Source organism: Novosphingobium sp. HII-3 (assembly GCF_002916655.1).
In the GTDB taxonomy this organism is placed as follows: domain Bacteria; phylum Pseudomonadota; class Alphaproteobacteria; order Sphingomonadales; family Sphingomonadaceae; genus Novosphingobium; species Novosphingobium panipatense.
The window spans coordinates 282253-305773 of record NZ_PPSM01000025.1 but is presented as its reverse complement, the minus strand read 5'-3'; the positions used below and the strand labels follow the sequence as shown (position 1 = coordinate 305773).

At 64.5% G+C, this 23521-nt stretch carries 29 protein-coding genes and 1 pseudogene; 14 read left to right on the top strand and 16 right to left on the bottom strand.

Annotation, left to right across the window (positions count from 1 at the left end):
* Positions 1-35: 35 nt before the first annotated feature.
* The 3 genes from C2R25_RS11175 to C2R25_RS11165 all read right to left on the bottom strand — a co-directional run bounded on the left by C2R25_RS11175 (position 36) and on the right by C2R25_RS11165 (position 3737).
* Positions 36-782 (bottom strand): LytTR family DNA-binding domain-containing protein, encoded by a 747-nt coding sequence (locus C2R25_RS11175; protein WP_103729248.1) that lies wholly within the window; start codon positions 780-782, stop codon positions 36-38.
* Positions 775-2085 (bottom strand): sensor histidine kinase, encoded by a 1311-nt coding sequence (locus C2R25_RS11170; RefSeq protein ID WP_103729247.1) that lies wholly within the window; start codon positions 2083-2085, stop codon positions 775-777. Before C2R25_RS11170 ends, C2R25_RS11175 begins: the two co-directional genes overlap by 8 nt.
* A gap of 131 nt (positions 2086-2216) precedes the next feature.
* The gene (locus C2R25_RS11165) at positions 2217-3737 is read right to left on the bottom strand and encodes a fumarate hydratase (protein WP_103729330.1); all 1521 of its coding nucleotides are present in this window, start codon (positions 3735-3737) and stop codon (positions 2217-2219) included.
* A gap of 226 nt (positions 3738-3963) precedes the next feature.
* On the opposite strand from C2R25_RS11165, the gene C2R25_RS11160 reads away from it, so the two are divergent.
* Genes C2R25_RS11160 through C2R25_RS11140 form a run of 5 tightly spaced genes read left to right on the top strand, consistent with a single transcriptional unit; the run spans position 3964 to position 7395 of the window.
* On the top strand, positions 3964-4569 hold the full coding sequence (locus C2R25_RS11160; protein ID WP_103729246.1) for a protein-L-isoaspartate O-methyltransferase: 606 nt from the start codon (positions 3964-3966) through the stop codon (positions 4567-4569).
* A gap of 2 nt (positions 4570-4571) precedes the next feature.
* Positions 4572-6038, top strand: coding sequence for a TolC family outer membrane protein (locus tag C2R25_RS11155; protein ID WP_103729245.1), 1467 nt, complete (start codon positions 4572-4574; stop codon positions 6036-6038).
* A 50-nt stretch (positions 6039-6088) separates the two neighbouring features.
* Entirely contained in the window at positions 6089-6541 is a 453-nt protein-coding gene (locus C2R25_RS11150) for a DUF2497 domain-containing protein (protein ID WP_103729244.1), read from the top strand.
* 54 nt (positions 6542-6595) lie between these two features.
* Positions 6596-7027 (top strand): thioesterase family protein, encoded by a 432-nt coding sequence (locus C2R25_RS11145; RefSeq protein WP_103729328.1) that lies wholly within the window; start codon positions 6596-6598, stop codon positions 7025-7027.
* Positions 7024-7395 (top strand): ferredoxin, encoded by a 372-nt coding sequence (locus C2R25_RS11140; protein ID WP_103729329.1) that lies wholly within the window; start codon positions 7024-7026, stop codon positions 7393-7395. The genes C2R25_RS11145 and C2R25_RS11140 overlap by 4 nt, the downstream gene beginning before the upstream one ends.
* Before the next feature lie 5 nt (positions 7396-7400).
* On the opposite strand, the gene C2R25_RS11135 is transcribed toward C2R25_RS11140, so the two are convergent.
* Entirely contained in the window at positions 7401-7700 is a 300-nt protein-coding gene (locus tag C2R25_RS11135) for a hypothetical protein (protein ID WP_103729327.1), read from the bottom strand.
* A 137-nt stretch (positions 7701-7837) separates the two neighbouring features.
* Between C2R25_RS11135 and C2R25_RS11130 the strand changes: the two genes are divergently transcribed.
* The 3 genes from C2R25_RS11130 to xth all read left to right on the top strand — a co-directional run bounded on the left by C2R25_RS11130 (position 7838) and on the right by xth (position 9497).
* Entirely contained in the window at positions 7838-8263 is a 426-nt protein-coding gene (locus C2R25_RS11130; RefSeq protein ID WP_103729243.1) for a CBS domain-containing protein, read from the top strand.
* Between the two features lie 128 nt (positions 8264-8391).
* Positions 8392-8724 (top strand): iron-sulfur cluster insertion protein ErpA, encoded by a 333-nt coding sequence (gene erpA, locus C2R25_RS11125; RefSeq protein ID WP_103729242.1) that lies wholly within the window; start codon positions 8392-8394, stop codon positions 8722-8724.
* A complete protein-coding gene (xth, locus tag C2R25_RS11120; protein WP_103729241.1) occupies positions 8721-9497 on the top strand; it encodes an exodeoxyribonuclease III in 777 nt (258 codons plus the stop codon). Before erpA ends, xth begins: the two co-directional genes overlap by 4 nt.
* 44 nt (positions 9498-9541) lie before the next feature.
* On the opposite strand, the gene C2R25_RS11115 is transcribed toward xth, so the two are convergent.
* The 10 genes from C2R25_RS11115 to C2R25_RS11070 form a co-directional block, all read right to left on the bottom strand.
* Positions 9542-10159, bottom strand: a complete 618-nt coding sequence (locus C2R25_RS11115) for a cell wall hydrolase (protein ID WP_103729240.1) — start codon at positions 10157-10159, stop codon at positions 9542-9544.
* Between the two features lie 182 nt (positions 10160-10341).
* Positions 10342-10683 carry a DUF1491 family protein gene (locus C2R25_RS11110; protein WP_103729239.1) on the bottom strand — a complete coding sequence of 114 codons (342 nt, stop codon included), beginning with the start codon at positions 10681-10683 and terminating at the stop codon, positions 10342-10344.
* A 10-nt stretch (positions 10684-10693) separates the two neighbouring features.
* A complete protein-coding gene (locus C2R25_RS11105) occupies positions 10694-11182 on the bottom strand; it encodes a PaaI family thioesterase (RefSeq protein WP_103729238.1) in 489 nt (162 codons plus the stop codon).
* Entirely contained in the window at positions 11172-11633 is a 462-nt protein-coding gene (locus C2R25_RS11100; protein WP_103729237.1) for a PTS sugar transporter subunit IIA, read from the bottom strand. The genes C2R25_RS11105 and C2R25_RS11100 overlap by 11 nt, the downstream gene beginning before the upstream one ends.
* 110 nt (positions 11634-11743) lie before the next feature.
* Positions 11744-12316, bottom strand: coding sequence for a ribosome hibernation-promoting factor, HPF/YfiA family (hpf, locus tag C2R25_RS11095; RefSeq protein WP_103729236.1), 573 nt, complete (start codon positions 12314-12316; stop codon positions 11744-11746).
* Positions 12317-12341: 25 nt separating this feature from the next.
* Positions 12342-13025 (bottom strand): DNA polymerase III subunit epsilon, encoded by a 684-nt coding sequence (dnaQ, locus tag C2R25_RS11090; RefSeq protein ID WP_103729235.1) that lies wholly within the window; start codon positions 13023-13025, stop codon positions 12342-12344.
* Between the two features lie 50 nt (positions 13026-13075).
* The gene (gene coaE / locus C2R25_RS11085; protein WP_103729234.1) at positions 13076-13663 is read right to left on the bottom strand and encodes a dephospho-CoA kinase; all 588 of its coding nucleotides are present in this window, start codon (positions 13661-13663) and stop codon (positions 13076-13078) included.
* Positions 13664-13673: 10 nt separating this feature from the next.
* Positions 13674-14531, bottom strand: a complete 858-nt coding sequence (gene aroE, locus C2R25_RS11080) for a shikimate dehydrogenase (protein ID WP_103729233.1) — start codon at positions 14529-14531, stop codon at positions 13674-13676.
* Positions 14528-15112, bottom strand: a complete 585-nt coding sequence (locus C2R25_RS11075; protein WP_103729232.1) for a nucleoside triphosphate pyrophosphatase — start codon at positions 15110-15112, stop codon at positions 14528-14530. Before C2R25_RS11075 ends, aroE begins: the two co-directional genes overlap by 4 nt.
* Before the next feature lie 30 nt (positions 15113-15142).
* A complete protein-coding gene (locus tag C2R25_RS11070; protein ID WP_103729231.1) occupies positions 15143-15988 on the bottom strand; it encodes a pyruvate, water dikinase regulatory protein in 846 nt (281 codons plus the stop codon).
* A gap of 333 nt (positions 15989-16321) precedes the next feature.
* On the opposite strand from C2R25_RS11070, the gene hemE reads away from it, so the two are divergent.
* The 4 genes from hemE (at position 16322) to C2R25_RS11050 (ending at position 20061) form a co-directional block, all read left to right on the top strand.
* Entirely contained in the window at positions 16322-17347 is a 1026-nt protein-coding gene (gene hemE, locus C2R25_RS11065) for a uroporphyrinogen decarboxylase (protein ID WP_103729230.1), read from the top strand.
* A gap of 31 nt (positions 17348-17378) precedes the next feature.
* Positions 17379-17819 carry a CopD family protein gene (locus C2R25_RS11060; protein ID WP_103729229.1) on the top strand — a complete coding sequence of 147 codons (441 nt, stop codon included), beginning with the start codon at positions 17379-17381 and terminating at the stop codon, positions 17817-17819.
* A gap of 242 nt (positions 17820-18061) precedes the next feature.
* Positions 18062-19318, top strand: a complete 1257-nt coding sequence (rho, locus tag C2R25_RS11055) for a transcription termination factor Rho (protein WP_103729228.1) — start codon at positions 18062-18064, stop codon at positions 19316-19318.
* A gap of 17 nt (positions 19319-19335) precedes the next feature.
* Positions 19336-20061 (top strand): TerC family protein, encoded by a 726-nt coding sequence (locus C2R25_RS11050; protein ID WP_103729227.1) that lies wholly within the window; start codon positions 19336-19338, stop codon positions 20059-20061.
* A gap of 44 nt (positions 20062-20105) precedes the next feature.
* On the opposite strand, the pseudogene C2R25_RS11045 reads toward C2R25_RS11050, so the two are convergent.
* Both C2R25_RS11045 and C2R25_RS11040 read right to left on the bottom strand, forming a co-directional pair.
* A pseudogene (locus C2R25_RS11045) lies at positions 20106-21072 on the bottom strand (quinone oxidoreductase).
* An 11-nt stretch (positions 21073-21083) separates the two neighbouring features.
* Entirely contained in the window at positions 21084-21782 is a 699-nt protein-coding gene (locus C2R25_RS11040; protein ID WP_103729226.1) for a dienelactone hydrolase family protein, read from the bottom strand.
* Between the two features lie 112 nt (positions 21783-21894).
* Here C2R25_RS11040 and C2R25_RS11035 point away from each other — a divergent pair, with 112 nt between their 5' ends.
* On the top strand, positions 21895-22161 hold the full coding sequence (locus C2R25_RS11035) for a DUF6489 family protein (protein WP_103729225.1): 267 nt from the start codon (positions 21895-21897) through the stop codon (positions 22159-22161).
* Between the two features lie 35 nt (positions 22162-22196).
* Positions 22197-23474, top strand: a complete 1278-nt coding sequence (gene mnmE, locus C2R25_RS11030; RefSeq protein WP_103729224.1) for a tRNA uridine-5-carboxymethylaminomethyl(34) synthesis GTPase MnmE — start codon at positions 22197-22199, stop codon at positions 23472-23474.
* The last annotated feature ends 47 nt before the right edge of the window (positions 23475-23521 follow it).

The following is a 23521-nucleotide window of genomic DNA, read 5'->3' as shown; positions in this document are numbered from 1 at the left end:
AGAGAAAAGACCCGGAAAAACACTTGATGGCGGGCTTAACGGCCCGCCATTTTCTTTACCGCCGGAAGATAGGTCCGGCCGATGCGCAAGGCTTCTCCGTCAAGCGTTTCCGCCGACCACACGCCCAGGCCTTCGTGACGAAGACCCGTGACATGGCTTCGCTGCAGAATGCAGCTGCGGTGAATGCGGATGAACTGCTCCGGATCGAGCCGCTCCTCCAGACTGGTGATCGTCTGGAGCAGGAGATAGCTCTGCGACCCGACATGGAGCCGGACGTAATCCCGCTCCGCATCGATGCGCTGCACCTCGGCGGCGGCAACGCGGACCAGTTCCGAACGGTGCGGCACCCAGAACTCCTCCAGCCACTCGCTGCGCGAAGGCTGCGACCGCTCTCCCCGGCGTGACACCACGCGCCCGACCGCCCTTTGCAACCGATCCGGGGCCACCGGCTTCAGCACGTAGTCCACAGCGTCGAGATCGAACGCCTCGACGGCGAATTCGTCGTGCGCCGTGACGAAGATCACCGCCGGTGCGTTCGCCCTCCCGCCCAGGTTGCGCGCGACAGTCAACCCGTCTGTTTCGGGCATCGTGAGATCGAGCAGCACGAGATCGGGCGAGAGTGCGTCGATCAGGCGCAGCGCGGCCTGCCCATCGCTTGCGGTCCCGATGACGGACACGCCCTCGATCCTTGCGCAGATCACTTGCATGCGCTCCACCGCCAGCGGCTCGTCGTCGACGATGAGGGTACGCAACGGCCCTCCGGCGTTCTGCGGCTCAGACATTCCCGGCCTCCAGCGGCATGCGCAGCACCGTTGCGAAGCCGCCCCCGGGCAGCTTGCCGAAGGTGAGAGTGCCCGCCTCTCCGTAGCGCGCGCGGAGACGATCGCGCACGTTGGCAAGGCCGATGCCGCAGCCTTCCGCCCGGACTTTCGGATCGCGGCTGCCGCCCGGTCCATCGTCATGGACGGTAATCACCAGCTGGCCGCCTTCGCGGCGCGCCTCGATGGCGATCGTGACGGGTTGCTGCGTGGCGGCAACGGCGTACTTCACGGAGTTCTCAACGATGGGCTGCAGGATCATGCCGGGAACTTTCGCATCGCGCACGGCCTCGTCAACATCGATATGCGTGAGCAATCGATTGGGGAACCGTACCGCCTCGATCGCGAAGTAGAGCCGCTGCAGCTCGATCTCGTCAACCAGGGACAAATCGTTGGTGGGATCCCCGGACAGCGTACGCCGATAGAAGGTGGAAAGGGTCTGGATCATCTCTTCCGCGTCGTCCTGCCGCCCGACCATGACGAGGGCCGAAAGGGAATTGAGCGTGTTGAACAGGAAGTGCGGATTCACCTGATAGCGCAGGGACCGCAGCTCCGCCGCCTCCGCAGCGCGTCGGTATTCCCCCTCCCGACGCTCGGCGGCGCGGGCTTCCTCGGCTTTGGCCAGGGCAAAGTAAAGCGCGGCCCATGCCAGCACGAGGAAGTATCGGCCAAACGCCGTGTCGGCGATGGCTGCCCAGTGCCCGATGTTGTAGCCGAGGAACGATCCGGTCTTGATCGTTATGGCCGCGCCCCGCTCTGGCGGCGCCTCCTCCGTCGGCGGGGCCGGGGGCGGCGGCGGCTCTTCCGATGCCCCGGGCAGGGGCGGAGCGGGGGGAGCGGGCGGATTGATCTTGGGCAGGTCCACCAGGATGTTGCCCGCCTCGTCACGCGATATGCGCACGTTCCCCGCCTTCATGGCCGCGACATCCTCCTCGTCACCATAGGCCCTGTGCTGAAGATCGGCGAAGATGACATCGTTCACGACGCTGAGCGCCAGCGAGAGCGGCAAGGCGCCGACCAGCACGATCGCCAGCCGGGCCCCGCCGGACTTGCGCTCCAGCAGCTGGAGAAGGGGCCATACGGCGGCCATCACCAGCATGGACACGATGCAGATCGTCAGGCGCCGCGACAGGATCGGCCAGTCGAGGTCGAACCCCATGACGAGACCGCGCAGGCTCGCAACGATGAAGTAGCAGGCCCACAAGGCCGCCAGTGACAGGAGCACGGTCCGCGCAGGGACGCGGGGGAAGGATGCAGCGTGGGACATTCTACCGGGTCTAGCGCGAAAACGCTTCACCGCACCAGCGCATCGGTCGGACGAGGTTTGTTGTTGGTCGAAGGGTGAGGAGGAGGGCAGCGCCGTGGCTCCAGACCGGTGCCGGAGCCACGGAGCCATCATCAGACCAGCAGTTGCTCTTCCGCGATCCTCGCCTTCCACACCGGCGGGGCCAGCGTGTGGACGTTGTTGCCCTCGCTGTCGACGGCGACGGTCACGGGCATGTCCTCGACGGTGAACTCGTAGATCGCTTCCATGCCGAGGTCCTCGAAGCCGACGACCTTGGCTTCCTTGATCGCGCGCGAGACGAGGTAGGCCGCGCCACCGACGGCCATCAGGTAGGCGGACTTGTGCTTCGCGATCGACGCGGTCGCTGCCGGGCCGCGCTCGGACTTGCCGATGCTGGCCAGCAGGCCGAGGTCAAGCATGGTGTCGGAGAACTTGTCCATGCGCGTCGCGGTGGTCGGGCCCGCCGGGCCGACGACTTCCTCGCGCACCGGATCGACCGGGCCGACGTAGTAGATCACCCGGCCCCTGAAATCGACGGGCAGTTCCTCACCCTTCGCCAGCATGTCGGCGATGCGCTTGTGCGCGGCGTCACGGCCGGTCAGCATCTTGCCGTTGAGCAGCAGGCGATCGCCCTGCTTCCAGCCCTGCACTTCTTCGGCGGTCAGCGTGTCGAGGTTGACGCGCTTCGCTTCCTTGCTGGGCTTCCACTCGACCTTCGGCCACTCGTCCAGCTTCGGGGTTTCGAGGAAGCTCGGGCCCGAACCGTCGAGCGTGAAGTGCGCGTGGCGGGTGGCGGCGCAGTTGGGGATCATCGCGACCGGCTTGCCCGCGGCGTGGCACGGCCAGTCGAGGATCTTGACGTCGAGGATGGTGGCAAGGCCGCCAAGGCCCTGCGCACCGATGCCGAGCGCGTTGACCTTGTCGAAGATCTCGATGCGCAGCGCCTCTATGTCGTTCTGAGGGCCGCGCTGCTTGAGCTGGGCCATGTCGATCGGCTCCATCAGGCTCTGCTTGGCGAGCTTGACGCAGTGCTCAGCGGTGCCGCCGATGCCGATGCCCAGCATGCCCGGCGGGCACCAGCCCGCGCCCATCTGCGGCAGCATCTCGATCACCCAGTCGACGATGGAATCGCTCGGGTTCATCATCTTGAACTTGGACTTGTTCTCCGAGCCGCCGCCCTTGGCCGCGACGTCCACCGAGACCTTCGAGCCCGGCACCATGCTGACCGACAGCACGCACGGCGTGTTGTCCCTGGTATTACGGCGGGTGAACGCGGGATCGGCCAGCACCGAGGCGCGCAGGCGGTTCTCGGGGTGGTTGTAGGCGCGGCGCACGCCGTCATCGACGACGTCCTGCAAGCTGCGATCGGACTCGAGGCGGCAGTTCTGACCCCACTCGATGAAGACATTGACGATGCCGGTATCCTGGCAGATCGGGCGGTGCCCTTCGGCGCACATGCGGCTGTTCGTCAGGATCTGGGCGATGGCGTCCTTCGCCGCCGGGCCTTCCTCAGCCTCGTAGGCGTCGCCGAGCGCGCGGATATAGTCCATCGGGTGGTAATAGCTGATGTACTGCAAGGCATCGGCGACGGACTCGATGAGGTCCTCTTCGCGGATGGTGACCATTTCTGCCATGGAAAATGCGCTCCGTTTCTTGTCCCGTGCGGGCGGATAACGTCGGATTTGCGCCGCTCCATAAGGCGGGCGGGGGTGATCGTCAAAGTGCTTGATCGGATCGACCAGTGTCGTCGCATAGGGCTTGGCCTGAGAGGCCGCTTGGCATAGAAGCGCGGCATCAGTGCCGTAGCCGCGAGTGCAGCGTATTCCCGCTTCTTTCGCGAGCGAGTGAGGAAATACGCAGATGACCCTGACCGAGGACCGGTCCGCCCACGCCAGCACCTTCGAAGAAGCCCGCCGGACCATGATCTCCAGCCAGCTGCGCACCAGCGGCGTGAATGAGCCGTGGGTGCTCGAAGCGATGGCACGGGTGCCGCGGGAGAATTTCGTCCCGACCGAACTGCGCGATGCCGCTTACATCGACCGCGCGGTGCCGCTGGGCAACGGCCGCTCGCTTGCCGCTCCTCTGGTTCAGGGCATGATGCTGAGCGAAGCCGCGCCCTCCGTGGAGGACAAGGCGCTGCTCGTTGGCGACGGGGGAGGCTATCTCGCGACGCTGCTTCGTCCGTTCGTCGGCTCGCTTTCCGCTGTCGCTCCGGAAGCGGCGGCAGACGCCGGTGACGGAGATTACAGCCTCATCGTGATCGACGGCGCAATCGAAGTGCTTCCGGACGCCCTGTGCGCGCGTCTGGCCGAAGGGGGCCGCGTGGTGACCGGTCTGGTCGAGCGCGGCGTAACCCGTCTCGCTGCCGGCACCAAGGCGGCCGGCGCCGTCACGCTGTTGCCGCTTGCGGAAATCGGAATTCCGGCTCTGCCCGAATTCGCCGCTCCCAAACGCTGGAGCTTCTGAACATGGCCCGGTTCGCTAAGCGCGCCGGGCTTCTCGCGGGGGGATGTCTGATACTGACGGCGGCGGGCGCTCCTGCGCAGGCCGACACTCTGCGCGATGCCCTGGTTTCGGCATATCAGACCAATCCGACCCTGGAGGCGGCGCGCGCCCAGCAGCGCGCAACCGATGAAGGTGTGCCGATAGCCAGGGCGCAGGGGCTGCCCAACGCCTCTGCGACCGGCACGTACACCCGCTTCCTCAAGCAGAGCGAAAACTCGTTCAACGCGCCGACCCAGGTGTTCACCGCCGATGGCCAGATCGGCGTACCGATCTATTCGGGTGGCGCGGTCAAGAACGGCATCAAGGCCGCGAAGATCCGCGTCGCCGCCGGCCAGGCCGACCTCCGGGCGACAGAGGCTTCGGTTTTCTCGCAGGTCGTTGCCGCCTACATGGACGTGATCCGCACCGAAGCGATCGTCGGACTGAACCGCAAGAACGTCTCCGTGCTGCGCACCAACCTCGAGGCGACGAGCGATCGCTTCGAGATCGGCAATCTCACCCGCACGGACGTGGCCCAGTCCCAGTCCCGCCTTGCCGTCGCGCAGAGCGACTTGCTGACGGCGGAGGCGAATCTCGCCGCCGCTCGCGAAACTTACATACAGCTCGTCGGCCATGCGCCCGAAACCCTCGAGCCGCCGCCGCCGCTGCCCGGCCTTCCCGCCGATGCCGACAACGCCTCGGCGATGGCGCTGGATTCAAACCCGGACCTGATCGCCGCCCGGGAACGGAGCCGCGCCGCCGACAAGGACATCGATGTCGCCGGTGCCGGTCGCCTGCCGACGCTGAGCCTGTTCGGTCAGGGCAGTTACAACAACTACTTCAACACCCTGGCCCGGGGTGTGCCGAGTTCCGGCGTGTCGCAGACCGACACCGCCGCGCAGGCCGGTGCCCAGCTCTCCATTCCCATCTTCCAGGGTGGACTGCCGGCGGCCCAGCGCCGCCAGGCACAGGCCAACGCATCGGCGGCGCTGGAGCAGGAGATCGCTACGGAACGCGACGTCATCGCGCAGGTGCGCTCCGCCTTCACCGCCTACGTCGCCTCCAACGACCTCATCCGTTCCTCGCAGGTTGCGGTCGATGCCGCCGCGCTCAGTCTTGAAGGCGTCCGCGCGGAAAACTCGGTCGGCAGGCGCACGGTGCTGGACATCCTCGATGCCGAACAGGAACTGCTCAACGCCCAGGTCACTCTCGTGACGGCGCGGCGCGACGCCTATGTGGCCGGCTTCACGCTCCTCGCCGCCATGGGCAGGGCCGAAGCCCGGGACCTCAACCTGGACGGAGGCGTTCTCTACGACCCGAACGTCAACTATGAACGGGTGCGTGGCAAGTTCTTCGACTGGGACGATGACGATGCGCCGGTCGTGCGGTCGACCAGCACCATTGACACGCCTGTCCAGGACGGCAAGATTCCCGCTTCGCAGGAGCCGTGATCCCGTTTAGGGGAACGGCTTCGTATGCGCTGAACGGGGACAAGGCACAGATGCGTCAGAACGGTGAACCTTCGGTCGAGGAGATCCTCCAGTCGATCAAGCAGGTCATCGCGCGCGACAGCCGCCTTGACACCCGCACCAGCCGGACCGAGCGGCTGACGCGCGATGCCGAAGCCCTGTTCGAGGGTGAGGACCTGGAGGAGGACGATGTCCTCGAATTGCCGGAAACGGCGCAGCTCCCCTCGTCGCCCGAACCGGAAGAGGCGCCGTTGCTGCATGACCATGCACGCGAATCGATGCGCGAATCGCTGGCGGCCCTCGCCATGCTGTCGGAACCGGGCGCACAGCCTCAGATCGTGCGTTCCGGGGAAACGTCATTGGAATCGCTGACCCGCGAACTGCTCCGTCCGGCGTTGGCCGACTGGCTGGATCGCAACCTGCCGCAGATGGTGGAACGTCTGGTCGCTGCGGAAATCGCGCGCATCGTCGGCAAGAAGGGTTAAGCCACCTGCGGCTCAAGGGTGGACCTTCGCCGGTCCGCTTCCTACCTTGCGGGCATGCCGAAGCCTGATCCCGCGCTGCTCGACCCCGCACGCTACCCGTTCTTCTCCGAGATCGAACCGCGTTTCGCCGATCTCGACCTGAACATGCACATCAACAACGTGGCGATGGCCGCCTATCTGGAAGACGGTCGCGTGCGGTTCCACCGCGCCTGCGGGTATCGCGACATTCTGAGCGGTTTCTCCTCCATGATCGTCAGCCTGGGGATCGAATACCTCGGGGAGGGTCACTATCCCGATACGCTGCAGGTCCACAGCGCGGTGGAGCGGGTGGGGCGCTCCAGCCACGGCCTCGTGCAGCTGCTGCGCCAGAACGGCCGCCTGGTGGCCTTCGCGCGCTCGACAATGGTCGCCGTAGGCGAGGATGGGCCGGAGGCGCTCCCCCCCGACTTTCTTGCGGGCGTGGAGGAATGGAAGCTGCGGTCATGACAAGCGCCCACGATATCCACAAAGCCGAGGAAGCGCTGGCCAAGGCGGGCGGCACCGGCATCAGCCGCCACATCTTCATCTGCGCCGAACCCCAGAAGGGGGAGTGCTGCTCGCCGGAAAAAGGGCGTGCGGCCTGGAAGTACCTCAAGAAGCGCCTGAAGCAACTGGGGCTGGACGGCAAGGGCGGCGTCGCGCGTACCAAGGCCGATTGCCTGCGTGTCTGTTATGCGGGCCCCGTGGCGGTCGTCTGGCCCGACGGCGTCTGGTATCACTCCTGCGACGAGGATGTGCTGGAACGCATCATCCAGCAACACCTGATCGGCGGACAGCCTGTCGAGGAGTACCGGCTGCGGCCGCGACAGGACTGAACCGGCTACTTCGCGCCCTCATCCTCCAGCGGGTCGATGACGGATTCGTCATGGCCAGTGCCGCTCGACAGGAACGCCAGACCCATGAGGGCGGAGGCGAGCAGCATCGTAAAGCCGATCCCCAGCGCGGTCGCGATGTAGAAGTGAATCGAGACCATCCCGTTCGACCGGTAGAGCAGGATCATGGAGCCGATCACCAGGCCCACGGTGATCGTCATCATCCAGCGCATGATGCGCCGATAGCGCGCCCAGGCATGAGCGGCCTTGTGCGGTTGCTCCAGCGGCGAAGGTGGCGGCGTTTTCATGCCGTCTATCTGGTCCCATTGCCCCACGGCCGCAAGCGCCAAGCGCAGCGTGGCATGCCACGACCGGCTGTGATACCCTGCCGCTGGCGGGGCCGCTGCGGGGAACAGATGCTCCTTCAACACATGGAGAGCTGACGATGACCATAGGTCGCATTATCGAAGGCCGTACGGAAGTGATCACCTGCGACGCCGGCACAACCGTGCGCGACGCCGCCGCCCTTCTGGCGGAACGGCGCATCGGTGCCGTTCCGGTGATAGAGGATGGCGGCTTGGCCGGTATCTTCTCGGAGCGGGACGTCATCTACAAGCTGCGCGAGGTCGGACCTGACGTGCTCGACATGCCGCTCAAGAGTGTCATGACGGTCACGCCCGTCACCGTGACACCCGAAACCTCCGTCATGGGTGCGCTTTCCCTCATGACACGCCGGCGCATCCGCCATCTGCCGGTGGTGAAGGACGACCGCATGGTCGGCATCGTCTCCATCGGCGATCTGGTCAAATATCGAATGGACAAGATCGAGCACGAGGCCGAGGCCATGCGCGACTACATCCAGACCGCCTGAGCACCGGCTGCGCGCGGCGGGCGGGGCTTGCCCCTTGCTCCGAAAGCGAGCCCTTTCCCACGCTGCACCGCTGCCAGCGCCGGGTGCGGAACTTGCCGCACGCGGTCCACGCGCCTACATCGGAAGGCATGGACCAGCCCAATCTTACACTCAGCCCGTCAGCCGCCGCCCGCGTGGCGACCATCGCCAGCAAGCAGGGCAAGCCTGCAATCCTGCGGCTTGCGGTGGAAGGCGGCGGCTGTTCCGGCTTCCAGTACAAGTTCGAGCTCGCCGATGGACCGGAGACGGATGACAGCGTTGCTGAAACCGATGGCGTGAAGCTCGTCGTCGACGCGGTGAGCCTCGATCTGGTTCAGGGATGCGTCGTCGATTACGTCGAATCGCTCGGTGGCGCGGCGTTTCGCGTCGAGAATCCCAATGCGGCGGCAGGCTGCGGCTGCGGATCCAGCTTCTCCGTATGAAAATCGCGACCTTCAACATCAACGGGGTGAAGGCACGTCTTCCCCGTCTTCTGGAGTGGCTGGACGAAACGCGGCCTGCGGTCGCCTGCCTGCAGGAGATAAAGACCCAGGACGAGGGGTTCCCGATCGCCGAGTTCGAGAAGCTTGGTTACAAGGGTATCTGGCACGGACAGAAAGGCTTCAACGGCGTTGCCATCCTGGCCGACGGCGAGCAGCCGGTGGAAGTGCAACGCGGCCTTGAAGGTGAGCCTGAGGACGAACACTCCCGGTATCTCGAAGCGGACGTCTTCGGCGTGCGGGTGGTGTGCATCTACCTTCCCAACGGCAACCCGGTCCCGGGACCGAAGTTCGATTACAAGCTCCGGTGGATGGAACGGCTGCGGCGCCGCATGACCGCTATTCGCGACGAGGAGGTTCCCGCGATTGTCACTGGGGACTACAACGTCATTCCCACGGATCGCGACGTCTGGTCACCCGGCGCCATGGCGGCGGACGCCCTCATGCAGCCAGGATCGCGCGACGCCTATTTCCGCCTGCTTGGCGATGGCTGGACCGACGCCGTGGCGACGCACAACCCGCGTGGCGGGGTCTGGACGTACTGGGATTATCAGGCCGGTGCCTGGCAGCGCGACCACGGGTTCCGCATCGACCATTCGCTGCTGTCGCCGGAACTGGCCGACCGCCTCGTCGCCTGCGGCGTCGACAAGGTCCATCGTGGCCGCGAGAAGGCGAGCGATCACGCTCCGGTTTGGGTTGAACTGAAGCCTGCCTGAAGCGGCGGCACCCTCCCGCCGAATGCTAGCGGGAGGGTCTTGCCTCAACGATAGAAGATGTGATTGTCGACCTGCGCCAGCTTGGTCAGCCGCCAGTTCGGCGATACGCGCTTGGCATGGAAGAACAGCGCGCCGGGCGCCTCGCTCTTCCAGATTCCTTCGTCGGCGATCTGCGCGATCGCCACGGCCTCCTGCCAGTCCTGCGAGCCTTCCCGCACGGCCGGCATCGAGTGGCCCCGCACGAACGAGAACTGCGAAGGCTGCATCACCACGCCGCAATAGCTTGTGGGGAAGCGGCCCGACTTCGCACGGTTCACGATAACGTGACCCACGGCCAGCTGGCCTTCGAGCGACTCGCCCCGGGCTTCGAAGTAGATCGCGCCGGCGAGGCAGCGCATGTCCCGCGACATGCCTTCCGGTGTCGCCTGCTGCGACACCAGATCTTCCAGAGAGTCTGCGGTCGAATTTTCCGCGTTCGGGGCCGGAGCGGCGGGGATCGCCTGCACAACCGGTTCGGAGACGAACTGCGGGGTGGGCTTCTCTTCTGTCAGCACCGGAATAAGGTCCGATGCCGCCGCGCCAGAACCCGAGGCGCCTAGGAGAGCGGTAAGAACCGTCGCGGCCAGCGCCGCTGCGCTCGCCCACTCAACTTTTGTTCGCATCTACTCGTGATCAAGTGCGGTGAACCAGTCCGACACAGGGTGGAACGAAACGCCACGCATGGCGTTTACTATCCGTTGAACCTGCCGACGATTCCCCGTCTGCGTGCTAGCCGGACTGCCGGAGTGCTGTCCATGCCGCTTTCGCGCTTGCGAAGGGGGCTTTAGGCTGTGCGTCGGGCAAGTCAACCCGCGTCCGGATCGGCACCGATGAAGCGTTCAGCGCCTGCGGCATCAAGTTCCACCACCCATATATCGGGGTCCTGCCGCTTGCGGCGATCGAGGTATTCCTGAAATTCGTATGGGTTTGCAGGATCTTGGCGGTGGGTGCAGACCCAGGCTCGGGCGCCGTCCAGCTGAGGCATTCGCTCGAAAAGCCGCGTCTTCCCGCCGTTGTGCGTCAGGACGGCAAGGATCGTCCCGGCGTCCTGCTCGCCTTTGAAAAGAACGGTTGCGAAGCCGCCTTCGACGTTCACCCGCCGAATCAGGGCGGACACTTCCAGATGAGCAGGGAGGCGCCCGTCCACCGCGTCGCTTTCAGGCTTGGGGGGCGACGTAGCCGGGCAGGCTGGACAGGGCGATACGCGAGCGCATGAACGTCCCTGTCCCGCGGCCGCATTCGTCGCCTTCCTCATCGGTGAGCCAGGACTCGGCCACGAGCACGCGGCGCCGCCCACTCACCCAGCGGCCTTCGGCCACGATGCGTCCGCCCTTGATAGGCTTGCTGAGGTGCATATTGAACGAGGTGGTCAGCAGGAAACGGTCAGTCACGTGGGTGTTGGCCGCGTAGAACGCCGCATCGTCCAGCATCTTGAAGTAGATCGTCCCATGCGCCGCCCCGGCGGCATGGAAGCAGCCCGGATCAACCTCGAAAGTGATCCTTGAATGCCCGTCGCCCACGATCTGCAGCCTCGACTCGAAGAGCTGGTTTACAGGTGCCGAGGCATAGAGCCCCTCAAGGGCACGCCAGTGCAGCTGGGCGCCTTCGGGATCGACAGAGCCGTCCGCCACGGCGTCAGGCGGCATCGCGATCGATGACGTTGCTGAGGAGGCTGTAGAGCGCTTCGGGGCTGGGGGCGGCCGTCAGCGCTTCGTGCATGCGTTCGTCGCGCATCATACGCGAGATTGCGGCCAACGCGTGAAGGTGCGTGGCCCCGGCGCCCTCGGGCGATAACAGACCGAACACGAGATCGACCGGCATGCCGTCCGCAGCGTCGAATTCGACAGGGGAGCTGAGCCGCATGAACGCGGCCGCCGGCCGCGTCAGTCCCGCCATGCGGGCATGGGGAATCGCGATGCGCCGCCCGAATCCCGTGCTGCCAAGCCGCTCGCGCTCGACGATACGCGCCAGGACGGCCTGCTGGTCAAGGCCGTAGACGGTAGCAAACCGGCCCGCGAGCTGGTCCAGAATGATGTCTTTGCCGTCCGCGTCGGCCATGAATACGGCCTCGGGTAACAGCGTGAAAAGCGCGCTCATCGTGTTTCTAATACTAGACCGATTGCCAAAGTTGCATGCCCCTAAACCCCCGGCGAAAAACCGGGGGTTCTTGTTTTTCGTCTTGTACTAAGACGCGGTGCGCGAAAGCGTCAGTGCGGCTCGACCCAACCAATCGAGCCGTCGTCGCGGCGATAAACCATATTATGCCGGCCGGTGCCAGCGTTTTTGAAAAGCAACGCAGTCGTGTTGCGCAGGTCCAGCATCATCACGGCGTCCGAAACAGTGGCTTCCGGAACGTCCACCCGGGTTTCCGCGATGACGACGGGAGCGTCCGTTTCTTCGGCTTCGTCCTGGTTACTTGCCTGCTGTTCCTCGAAGATGGTGTACGCCGCTTCTTCGACCGCACTGGCATAAGCGGTCTGCTCCGAACGATCCTTCAGGCGGCGCTTGTAACGGCGCAACTGCTTGTCGATCTTTTCGGCAGCCTGATCGCAGGCCACGTGAGCGTCCTGCGCGATGCTGCTGCCCTTGAGCACGAGGTTCTGCATGACGTGCATGATGACGTCGCACCGAAAGGCACCCGCCGGCGCGCGGCCGAAGGTGACCTGTGACGACAGCGCCCGGCTGAAATACTTCTCGGCGATCGCCGTGAGCTTCTCGCTGGCGTGAGCCTGCAGGGCCTCGCCAGTTTCAACCTGGTGACCGGAGACGCGGATATCCATGGGCGGTTTCTCCTTGTGCTAGAGTTCAGGCACCCCAGAGCGGGGTATCGACCGATTTGAGAAACTCCGCGTGCGCAGCAAGTTCCCCTGCGGTGGCCACGTGGGGACGTGGCTGACGAAATATACGGGTTCTTTGTGGTAGAACCTTGATTTCCGTCACGATCTCAATGTTTTCTGCAACCAGTTCCAAGCCGATCTGGCGGCCGCCTCGCAATTCCACATAGACGTGAGCCAGCAGTTCCGCGTCAAGCAGCGCCCCGTGCTTCGTGCGGTGGCTACGGTCGATCCCGTAACGGGTGCAGAGCGCATCAAGCGACAGCTTCGCGCCGGGATGACGGACCTTGGCCAGCGCCACGGTGTCGACCATCCGGCTCAAACAAACGGGCGGGAAGTTGCACAGTCCCAGTTCGGCGTTGATGAAGTTGAAATCGAACGTCGCGTTGTGCGCGATCATCGGGCTGTCGCCGATGAAGTCGAGGAAATCCTGCGCCAGGGCGGAAAAGAGCGGCTTGTCGGCAAGAAAAGCGTCGGACAGGCCATGCACCGCTTCGGCTTCGGCGGGCATGGAGCGCTGCGGGTTGAAGTAGGCATGGAAGCTTCGCCCGGTCATCACCCGGTTGATCATTTCGATGCAGCCGATTTCCACCATGCGATCCCCATTTCTGGGGTCAAAACCAGTCGTTTCCGTATCGAAGATGATCTCTCTCATCTCTCTCCATATCTGCCTCGGCGCGGTGGTGCGCAAGGGGCCGGAGAGGATTATTGCGCTCGTCTCAACGCCTCTACGATCCCGGCCACCTGTTTGCGGGTTTCCTCCAGCGAAGTGCCCGTATCGACGATGTGATCGGCACGCGCCCGTTTCTCGCTATCGGGCACCTGGAGAGCCAGGATCTGCTCGAACTTCTCTTCCGTCATTGCCGGCCGGGCGAGCACGCGCGCGCGCTGGACGGCCGGCGGCGCGGAAACGACGATGACACAGTCGAACCCGCGCGTGCCGGTCTTCTCGTAAAGAAGCGGGACATCGAAGACGACGAGGGCGGCTGCGGAATTGTCACGCAGGAAATCGCCGCGCAGCGCCGCCACAGCGGGATGAACGATGGCCTCGAGCACCGAGAGCCTGTCCTTGTCCCCGAACACCGCCGCCCCGAGCTTCTGCCGGTCTACTCCGCCAGGGCCGGTGGTGCCGGGAAAGGCCTGCTCGATGAGAGGCACCAGCGCGCCGTGCGGCCCCTGCAGTTCGTGGACTGCCGCGTCCGCGTCGAACACCGGCACATCGAGCTCACGCAGCATGGCCGCAACAGTGGACTTGCCCATGCCGATGGAACCGGTGAGGCCGACAATCTTCATGGGCATCCCTTCAGCCGAGGATCAACTGCCGCAGCGCCTCATCCCGGCCGCGCGGCGGACGCACGCCGAAGAAGTGTGTAAACGCGAGATCGGCCTGGCCGATCAGCATCGCCAGTCCGTCAATCGTCTCGAAACCCTGCGCACGCGCCGTCTGCAGGAATGCCGTGTCGACGGGGCTGGTGACGATATCGTAGAACACGCTTCCGGGCGGGGCGTGGCTGATGTCGAAGGCGAGGGGGGGCTGGCCTGCCATCCCCAGCGGGCTGGCGTTGATGACAAGGTCCATGCAGCCTTCGCGATCATCGAACGCGAAGTCGGTGACGTCTGCGAAATGATCGAGGGCGATCGCGTGATGTTCGCCCTTGGGCGCGAGTTCATCAAGCATGGCTCGGGCCTTGCCGGGATCACGGCCGGCGAGGACGATCACAAAATGCTCTTTCGCCAGCGCTGCGACGATCGCCCGGGCGGCGCCGCCCGTGCCCAGTACACGTGCCATGCGGAACAGGTGAGTCTGTGCCAGGTCGCCGCGCAGGGGCTCGAGGAATCCGGGGGCGTCGGTGTTGTACCCGGTGAGCGTCCCGTCGCTCTGCCGCACGACGGTGTTCACAGCTCCGATCGCTTCCGCGAGGGGATCGAGGCGGTCCAGCAAGGGCAATATCGCCAGCTTGTGCGGCATCGTGACATTGCACCCGCGCCAGTCGGGATCGGATCGGCGTTCGGCCAGATAACTTTTGAGATCATCGAGACGTACGAGGCAATGCTCGTACCGCCCGTCGAGTCCAAGTTCGTCCAGCCAGAAGCGGTGTATCGCCGGGGATTTCGATTGGGCGATCGGATCACCGATCACCTCGGCATAGGGTATGCTCATCGTGTCAGGACTCCGAGATTGCGCAGCGCCGCCTGCACCATCAGCAACGGCATGCCAAGGATGGTGAAGTAGTCTCCGCTGATCGCCTCGAACAGTTGCACGCCGCGCCCCTCGATGCGGAACACGCCGACACAGGCCGCCACCTCGGGCCATTCCTGGTCAAGGTAGCGCTGGATGAAGGGTTCGGACAGCTGGGCCACCTGAAGGTGCGCGACCGCGGTATCAGCCCACAGGACCTCCTCACCGCGCGTGAGCGCGGCGGCGCTGTGCAGTTCCATGACCTTGCCGGAGAAGTACCGCAGATGCGCGGCCGCCTCGTCCCGGCTGCCCGGCTTATCGAATCGGCGGGCGCCGCAGGAAACGAGGGAGTCGCTGCCCAGCACGATAATGTCGGGTGTTCCACGTGAAACATGAAGCGCCTTGGCCCTGGCCAGCGTGAGTGCAACCGCCTGCGGCTCGGCACCCTCCATTTCGCGCTCGATTGCCCGCTCGTCGACGGCGGCGGGTTGCGCACGGAAGGGAATGTCCGCGGCTTCAAGCATGGCGCGCCGGGAAGCGCTCTGCGAGGCAAGAATGATCATGACGGCTCGTTCTGTATCTGGCGTGTGGCTTCAGATCGGCTTGGGACCCACGGGTTCGCTGAAGCCGGTGGCCTTACGCTCGTTGTAGAGGTTGATGACCGCCGCTGCCGTCTCCTCGATCGAGCGCCGCGTAACGTCGATGACCGGCCAGGAATTGTCTGCGAACATGCGGCGAGCGTAGCGCAGTTCACTCTCCACCTTGTCGCTCGCCACATAGTCGGTGTCCGGCGACTGGCTGAGTGACAGCAGGCGATTACGGCGGATCTGGATGAGGCGATCGGGCGCAGTCGTGAGCCCCACCACGAGAGGGTGCTTGAGGCCGAACAGCAAAGGCGGGGGCGGGCTTTTCACGACAATCGGGATGTTCGCGACCTTGTACCCCCTGTTCGCAAGGTAGATCGAGGTCGGCGTCTTGCTGGTGCGCGATACGCCTGCAAGGACGATGTCCGCTTCCTCCCACTCTTCCCACAAGACCCCGTCATCATGCGCGATCGTGAACTGGATCGCATCCACGCGCGCGAAGTAGGCGTCGTCCAGCCGGTGCTGCCGGCCCGGGCGCCCCTTGGCTTCCTGCCCCAGCAGGGCTTCGAGAGCGTCGGTCACCCCATCCAGCACTGCGATCGCAGGCAGGCCGAGCGCCTGGCATCTCTCCTCGAGGCGGTGGCGCGTCTCTTCGTTCACCAGGGTGAAGAAGACCAGTCCCGGGTTCGAGGCGATCTCGCCCATGATACGGTCGAGGTGCTGCTGCGAGCGTACCATCGGCCAGAAGTGCCGCAGCACATCGCTGTCATCGAACTGCGCGAGTGCGGCCTTGGCGATCATCTCCAGCGTTTCGCCGGTGGAATCAGACAGGAGATGCAGGTGAAATCGCGCCATGCCGGCTTCAGGGCCTCCCGGGGAACGGCTGTGGACAGATTGCCGCATAAACCATGGGAGCGTTCCGGTGACAACTCGCATCGCCGTTTTCCTCCCCGTTTCCGGGATTCAACGAGTCATGTTCTGGACAGGAGCGCTGACTCTGCCCACACCCTGTGGACAAGGCGAACAACCTTTCGTTGACTCAACTGAGTCCGAGAGTCGCATCTGACTCTTGCACCTGTTCAACCGGGTACAAATCGGGCAATGCCGCGCCGTCCCCGATATCCACAGGGCCAACAGACTCCATCATCCTTTATCCAGAATCTCTTTTTTTTGTTGGGACGTGACGCGATGCCCGGAATTCTCCTCGACACACTGCGCGGTACGAACACGAAGCACAGACCGATCTGGCTCATGCGCCAGGCGGGCCGCTACCTGCCCGAGTACCGCGAACTGCGCGCCGAAAAGGGGGGATTCCTCGCGCTCGTCTACGATACGAACGCCGCCGCCGAGATTACGTTGCAACCCCTGCGCCGTTTCGGATTCGACGGTGCGATCCTGTTTTCCGATATCCTCATCGTGCCCTATGCGATGGGACAGGACCTGCAGTTCCTTGCCGGTGAAGGTCCGAAGCTTTCGCCCCGTCTCGTTGACACGGCCTTGAAAGCGCTGACTCCGGTGTCCGAACGACTTTCCCCCATCTACGAAACCGTCCGGAAGGTTCGCAGCCAGCTGGGCCCGGACAAGACGATGCTTGGCTTCGCAGGTTCGCCGTGGACGGTGGCGACCTACATGGTGGCCGGAGAAGGCAGCCGCGACCAGCATGAGACCCGTGCCATGGCATACCGGGATCCGGCTGCTTTCGAGGCGATCATCGACGGGGTGATTCAGGTGACCGTGGAATACCTGTGCGGCCAGATCGAAGCAGGTGCCGAAGCGGTACAGCTTTTTGATTCCTGGGCGGGCAGCCTTTCGCCGGTGCAGTTCGAACGGTGGGTGATCGGTCCCAACGCGAGGATTGTTTCCGCCGTAAAAGCCCGGCACCCCGAGACTCCGATCATCGGCTTCCCGAAGGGGTCAGGGGAAAAGTTGCCGGCCTATGCCCGCGAAACAGGGGTGGACGCTGTCGGCATCGACGAAACGATCGATCCCCTTTGGGCCGCGCGTGAACTGCCGCAGGGGCTTCCCGTGCAGGGCAATCTCGATCCGTTGCTGCTTCTTTCCGGCGGCGATGACCTCGACAGCCAGATCCATGCCGTGCTGGACGCGTTCGCCGACCGTCCGCACGTGTTCAACCTCGGCCACGGCATCGGGCAGCACACGCCGATCGAGAATGTGGAACGGCTGCTTGCCACCGTTCGCGCATGGCAGCGTTGAGACGGCAGCATCGACCCGCTAGGAAGGCGCAATGGAAATCCTGCAGAGTCTCTACCTCTGGCTCAAGGCCGGGCACGTCATCTTTGTCATCTTCTGGATGGCGGGCCTGTTCATGCTGCCCCGCTACTTCGTCTACCATCAGGAATCGGACCCGGGTTCGGCGGAGGAGGCCCGCTGGATCGATCGCGAGGCAAAGCTAAGGAAGATCATCCTCACTCCGGCTCTCGTGCTCACGTGGGTTCTGGGCGTACTTACGGCGCTCGCGATCGGGGCATTCAGCGAAGGCTGGCTCCATGCCAAGCTGCTCTTCGTCCTGGTGCTGTCCGGGTACCACGGGTGGCTCGTCGGCTATTCGAAGAAACTTGCGCGCGGCGAACGGCCATTGACCGGCCGCAAGCTGCGCATGCTCAATGAAGTGCCGGGGCTCGCCGCAGTGGTCATCGTGGTCCTTGTGGTGGTCAAGCCCTTCTGATTTTTCACAAGGCGCAACGGGCGTGAGGGCCAGGCGGTCGCAGGTCGGCCGCCCGGAAGCTTCGCTCCGGCGCATTCAGCGCGTCCGGGTCGGATTGACTCGTTGACCGGCGCCCGCTCCCGCAGTATTTCGATGCCGTTCCGGCATTAGGGCACGAGCCCGTTCTCCTGCCTGGATCCGCTTTCCCCAAGCCCTCCGATCCCGCCGGCCGACCTTCAAAAATCCACCTGGAATTCCAGCAAATGCACCTGAAAGAACTTAAGAAGAAATCATCGGCCGAGCTGGTCGAAATGGCTGAGGAACTGGGCGTCGAAGGCGCATCCACCATGCGCCGGCAGGACCTCATGTTCGGCATCCTCAAGGAAGTGGCTGAAGACGGCGAGGAGATCGTCGGACAGGGCACCATCGAGGTGCTTACCGATGGCTTCGGCTTTCTGCGCAGCCCAGAGGCCAACTACCTCGCAGGCCCGGACGATATCTACGTCTCGCCCAACCAGGTCCGCAAGTGGGGCCTGCGCACAGGCGACACCGTGGAAGGCGAGATCCGCGCGCCCAAGGACGGCGAGCGCTACTTCGCCATCACCAAGCTGATCAGCGTCAACTTCGACGATCCCGACGTCGTTCGCCACCGCGTGAACTTCGACAACCTGACGCCGCTCTATCCCGACCAGCGCCTCAAGCTCGACAGTCTTGACCCTACGGTCAAGGACAAGTCGGCGCGTGTGATCGATCTCATCTCGCCGCAGGGCAAGGGCCAGCGCGCGCTGATCGTCGCGCCGCCGCGCACGGGTAAGACCGTCCTGCTGCAGAACATGGCCAAGGCCATTACTGACAATCATCCGGAGGTCTTCCTGCTGGTGCTGCTCGTCGACGAGCGTCCCGAGGAAGTCACCGACATGCAGCGCAGCGTGAAGGGCGAGGTCATCTCCTCCACCTTCGACGAACCCGCGCAGCGCCACGTCCAGGTCGCCGAAATGGTGATCGAGAAGGCCAAGCGCCTCGTCGAGCATAAGCGCGACGTGGTCATCCTGCTGGACTCGATCACTCGCCTTGGCCGCGCCTACAACACCGTCGTGCCCTCGTCCGGCAAGGTGCTCACCGGTGGTGTCGACGCCAACGCCCTGCAGCGCCCCAAGCGCTTCTTCGGTGCGGCCCGCAACATCGAGGAGGGCGGTTCGCTCTCGATCATCGCCACGGCCCTGATCGACACCGGCAGCCGCATGGACGAAGTCATTTTCGAAGAGTTCAAGGGCACGGGTAACTCCGAAATCGTCCTTGACCGCAAGGTGGCGGACAAGCGCATTTTCCCGGCGCTGGACGTGGGCAAGTCGGGCACCCGCAAGGAAGAGCTGCTGGTACCCAAGGACCAGCTGACCAAGATGTGGGTCCTGCGCCGCATCCTCATGCAGATGGGGACGGTGGACGCGATGGAGTTCCTGCTCGACAAGATGAAGGACTCCAAGACCAACGAGGACTTCTTCGCGACGATGAACCAGTAAGGCGGGGGGGAACAGTCTTGGACATTCTCACCATCCTTGCCGCTGCGGCTCCGAGCATTCAAAGCCCGGCCGAAATATGGCAGCACATCGTCACTGACTTCTCGAACATCGGCACCCCTGCCGCGCTGTCCGCGTTCATCCAGGTCCTGATGATCGACGTCGTCCTAGCAGGCGACAACGCGATCGTCGTGGGTGCGCTGGCAGCGGGCCTGCCGCCGGAACAGCGCAAGAAGGTCATCGCGATCGGTGTCATCGCGGCGCTCGTCCTGCGTGTCGGTTTCGCGCTGGTCGTCACCTGGCTGCTCGGCATCGTCGGTCTGGTGTTCGCCGGTGGTCTCCTGCTGCTGTGGGTGGCGTGGAAGATGTACCGCGAGCTGCACCACGCGCCGGCGGGCGAGCTTTCGCAAGGATCGCCGGAAATAGAGGGTGACGAACATTCCGGCGTACGGCCCGCCAAGAGCTTCGCTTCTGCAGCCATCTCGGTGGCCGTCGCAGACGTCTCGATGTCGATCGACAACGTGCTGGGCGTGGCTGGCGCCGCGCGCGACCACCCGGGCATTCTGATCGTCGGTCTCGTCGTCGCCGTCGCGATGATGGGCCTCGCGGCGAACTTCATCGCGCGCTACATCGAACGCTACAGGTGGATCGCCTGGGTCGGCCTGGCCGTGATCGTCTACGTCGCGATCAAGATGATATACGAGGGGTGGACGGATCCCGCGCTCGGGATCGTTTCTCTCTTCTAAGAAAACCAGGAACATCCGGGATCGAAATCCCGGATGTTTTTGTTTCAGGGCAGCAGGACGGTCGACCCCGTGGTCGAGCGGCTCTCCAGCGCCCGGTGAGCCTCGGCAGCGTCCCTCAACGCAAAGGTCTGGCCGATTTTCGGCTTCAGTACGCCCGACGCGATCCGCTCGAACAGCTTGCGGGCGCTGGCCTCCAGTTCCGCCGGAGTCGCGATGTAGTCCGCAAGGGTTGGCCGCGTGACATAGAGCGAGCCGCCCCGCATCAGGTCCAGCAGGGCGATCGGCGGAACTGCCCCGGATGCATTGCCGTAGCTTGCGAGAGTGCCCCGCCTGCGCAGGCAGGCAAGCGATGCATTCCAGCTCGCCGCGCCCACGCCATCATAGACGACGTGGCACATGGCACCCCCCGTGATGTCGCGAACGGCATCCGGGAGATCCTCGAAGCGGCACGAGAGGGTATAATCACCCGGGATCCCGGCGGCTTTTTCCGGACTGCCGGTGTGGGCGATCACCCGCACGCCTTTGTCGAGGAGCCAGGGTACGAGGAGCGACCCGACGCCGCCTGCTGCCGAATGGACGAGCGCGATGTCTCCTGCCCGCGCCGGGAACGTCTCTTCCGCCAGATAACACGCGGTCAGGCCCTTCAGCATCACGGCGGCCGCGGCCTGAGGCGCGACGCCGTCCGGTATCCGCATCGCCTTGGCAGCCGGGATGGCACGGTGAGTGGCATAGGCGCCCCCATTCTGCGTGGCGCCCACACGATCGCCGAGGGAAAAGCCCTCGACCCCGTCACCGACTGCGATCCTTACCGACGCTTTCCGAACCAAGGGCGATCGGCAAGGCATCGGGGTACAGGCCCTTGCGGTAGTAGGTATCGATGAAGTTGAGGCCGACCGCCTCGGTCTCGATCACCAGCTGTCCCGGTGCCGGCGAGGGTATCTCGAGATCTTCGCGTTCTATGACGTCCGGTCCGCCATGAGCGCGGACGACCATCCTGTAACTGCTGCTCATGGCGCTCGCCTTCAGCCGATATGCGCAGCGAAGAAGGCCTCGGTCCGGCTGTCCGCCAGCTGGGCACCGGCTTCGTCACGACGTGCGCCGATTTCAGCGGCGAAGCCGTGATCGAGGCCGGGATAGTCGTAGAGGGTGACCTTGGGGTGATCGTCCAGTCCTTCGTGAATGGCCTTCTGGGCGGCCGCATCCACGAAGTGATCTTCGGTCGGGATATGCAGCATGAGCGGCCGGGCGATCGCATGTTTCTCGTTGAGCATCTGGTCGATCATCACGCCGTAATAGCCGACGGACGCATCGATATCCGTGCGCGCTGCCGCCATGTAGGCCACGCGTCCGCCCATGCAGAAACCCACCAGACCGACCTTCTCGACATGCTTCTCGCGACGTATCCAATGGATTACCGCTTCGATGTCGCGGATGCCGAGATCGAAGTCGTGCTTCATCATGAAGCCGACAGCCTGCTGGAATTCCCCTTCGTCATAGGGACTCAGTTCGATGCCGGGTTGCTGGCGCCAGAAGGTGTCCGGAGCAACCGCGAGGTAGCCTTTGGCCGCCCACTGGTCGGCCTTGCGGCGGATACCTTCATCCACACCGAATATCTCCTGCTGCACAATGATGGCGCCGCGCGGGTTGCCCTCGGGCTCAGCCACATAGGCGGGGATCATGCCGTCGTCGTCGAGAGTCGGGATTTCGGTGTTGGTGGCCATTCGCTCTTCTCCTTTGATCCATGTCAGGGCTCGGTTCGAGTAAGACACTTGCAATGGACTTTGCCAAGCGCGTGTGTCAGTCATGCTTCGATAAAGCAGCGGGAGCCGCATGATGAAAGTCCATGTCGAGGTCGAATGCTCCCCGGAAGAGGCGCGCCGTTTTCTCGGCCTTCCAGACGTGACGCGGGCTAACGACGCTTATGTCGACGCCATGACCAGTGCCATGCAGGGCACCAAGAACTTCGACCAGTTGAACGACCTTGCCAAGCAGGTCGCTCCCATGGGGCAGGTGGGGCTGAAGCTGTTCCAGCAGTTCCTGGAAAATGGTGTCGCCATGGCCATGAATCCCGGTACCAAACCGAAGAAGGACGGCGAGTAGCGTTCCTCCCGGTGCCCTGCTAGGGGCGGGCGCGCATGAACGACACGATCTTCGCGCTTTCCAGCGGCTCGCCGCCTGCCGCCATCGCCATCATACGCATCAGCGGTCCGGCTGCGGGCAGTGCGCTTGCCGCGCTGGCGGGAGGTGTTCCAGCCCCCCGCCGTGCCAGCTACCGGGAGCTTCGTGTTCCACGTGGAACACTGCTGGATCGGGCGCTGGTGCTGTGGTTCCCGGGACCCAACACCGCAAGCGGAGAGGATCTGGCGGAGTTGCACCTCCACGGGGGGCGCGCCGTGGTTCAGGCGGTTCAGGCCGCCCTCGGCGCTCTGCCGGACGTGCGACCGGCCCAGCCGGGCGAATTCACGCGGCGGGCCTTTTCGAACGGGCGGATCGACCTTGCCGAGGCGGAAGGGCTGGCGGACCTTCTTTCCGCCGAAACGGAACTCCAGCGGCGCAGCGCAATCGCCATGGCGGGCGGAGCTCTCTCCCGGCAGGTCGATGCCTGGCGCTTGCGCGTTCTGAGTGCCTCCGCCGCTGTTGAAGCCATTCTCGACTTCGCGGACGAGGACGATGTCCAAGGCTTGCCGGCAGCATTTCGTGACGACCTTGCCACTCTTGCTCACGAAGTTGGCGACTGGCTCTCCCGCCCCCGCGCCGAAGTCCTGAAGGACGGGTTTCGCGTCGTTCTGGCCGGCCCGCCGAATGCTGGCAAGAGCACGCTGTTCAACGCGCTGGTCGAAGACGAAGCCGCGATCACTGCGCCGGTCGCCGGCACCACCCGCGATGTCCTGACGCGGGCTGTCTCGCTCGAGGGCGTACCCTTTGTGTTTGCCGACACGGCAGGGCTTCGCGACGGGACAGAGGACACCATCGAGGCGATCGGCATCGAGCGCGCCCGTTCCGCGCTCGAAGGGGCGGACCTCGTACTGTGGCTCGGACCGGAGGGGGAGGGGCCGGTGGGGGCGTGGTACATCGCGGCTCAGGCGGACCGGCTTGGTGCGAGCGACAAGATCTCAGCCCGTCACCGGATATCCGCCGTGAGCGGGATGGGAATGGAGGCGCTCCGCCGTGACCTGATCAACACGGCCGGCGCGACGATGCCGAAGCCCGGGGAGGCTGCTCTCAACGCCCGGCAACGTGGGTTTCTGTCGGAAGCCGAAGCGGCGCTTTGCTCCGCCCGGGGTGAGGAGGACCCCCTTCTGATTGCCGAGTGCCTGCGGCGGGCGCGTGTGTCCTTCGATAGCTTGGTAGGTCGCTCGACCACGGAAGACATGCTGGACGCCCTGTTCGGACGCTTCTGCATCGGAAAGTAACATGTTCCACGTGGAACACAGTGTGCTCCTTTGACGCGATATTCCGA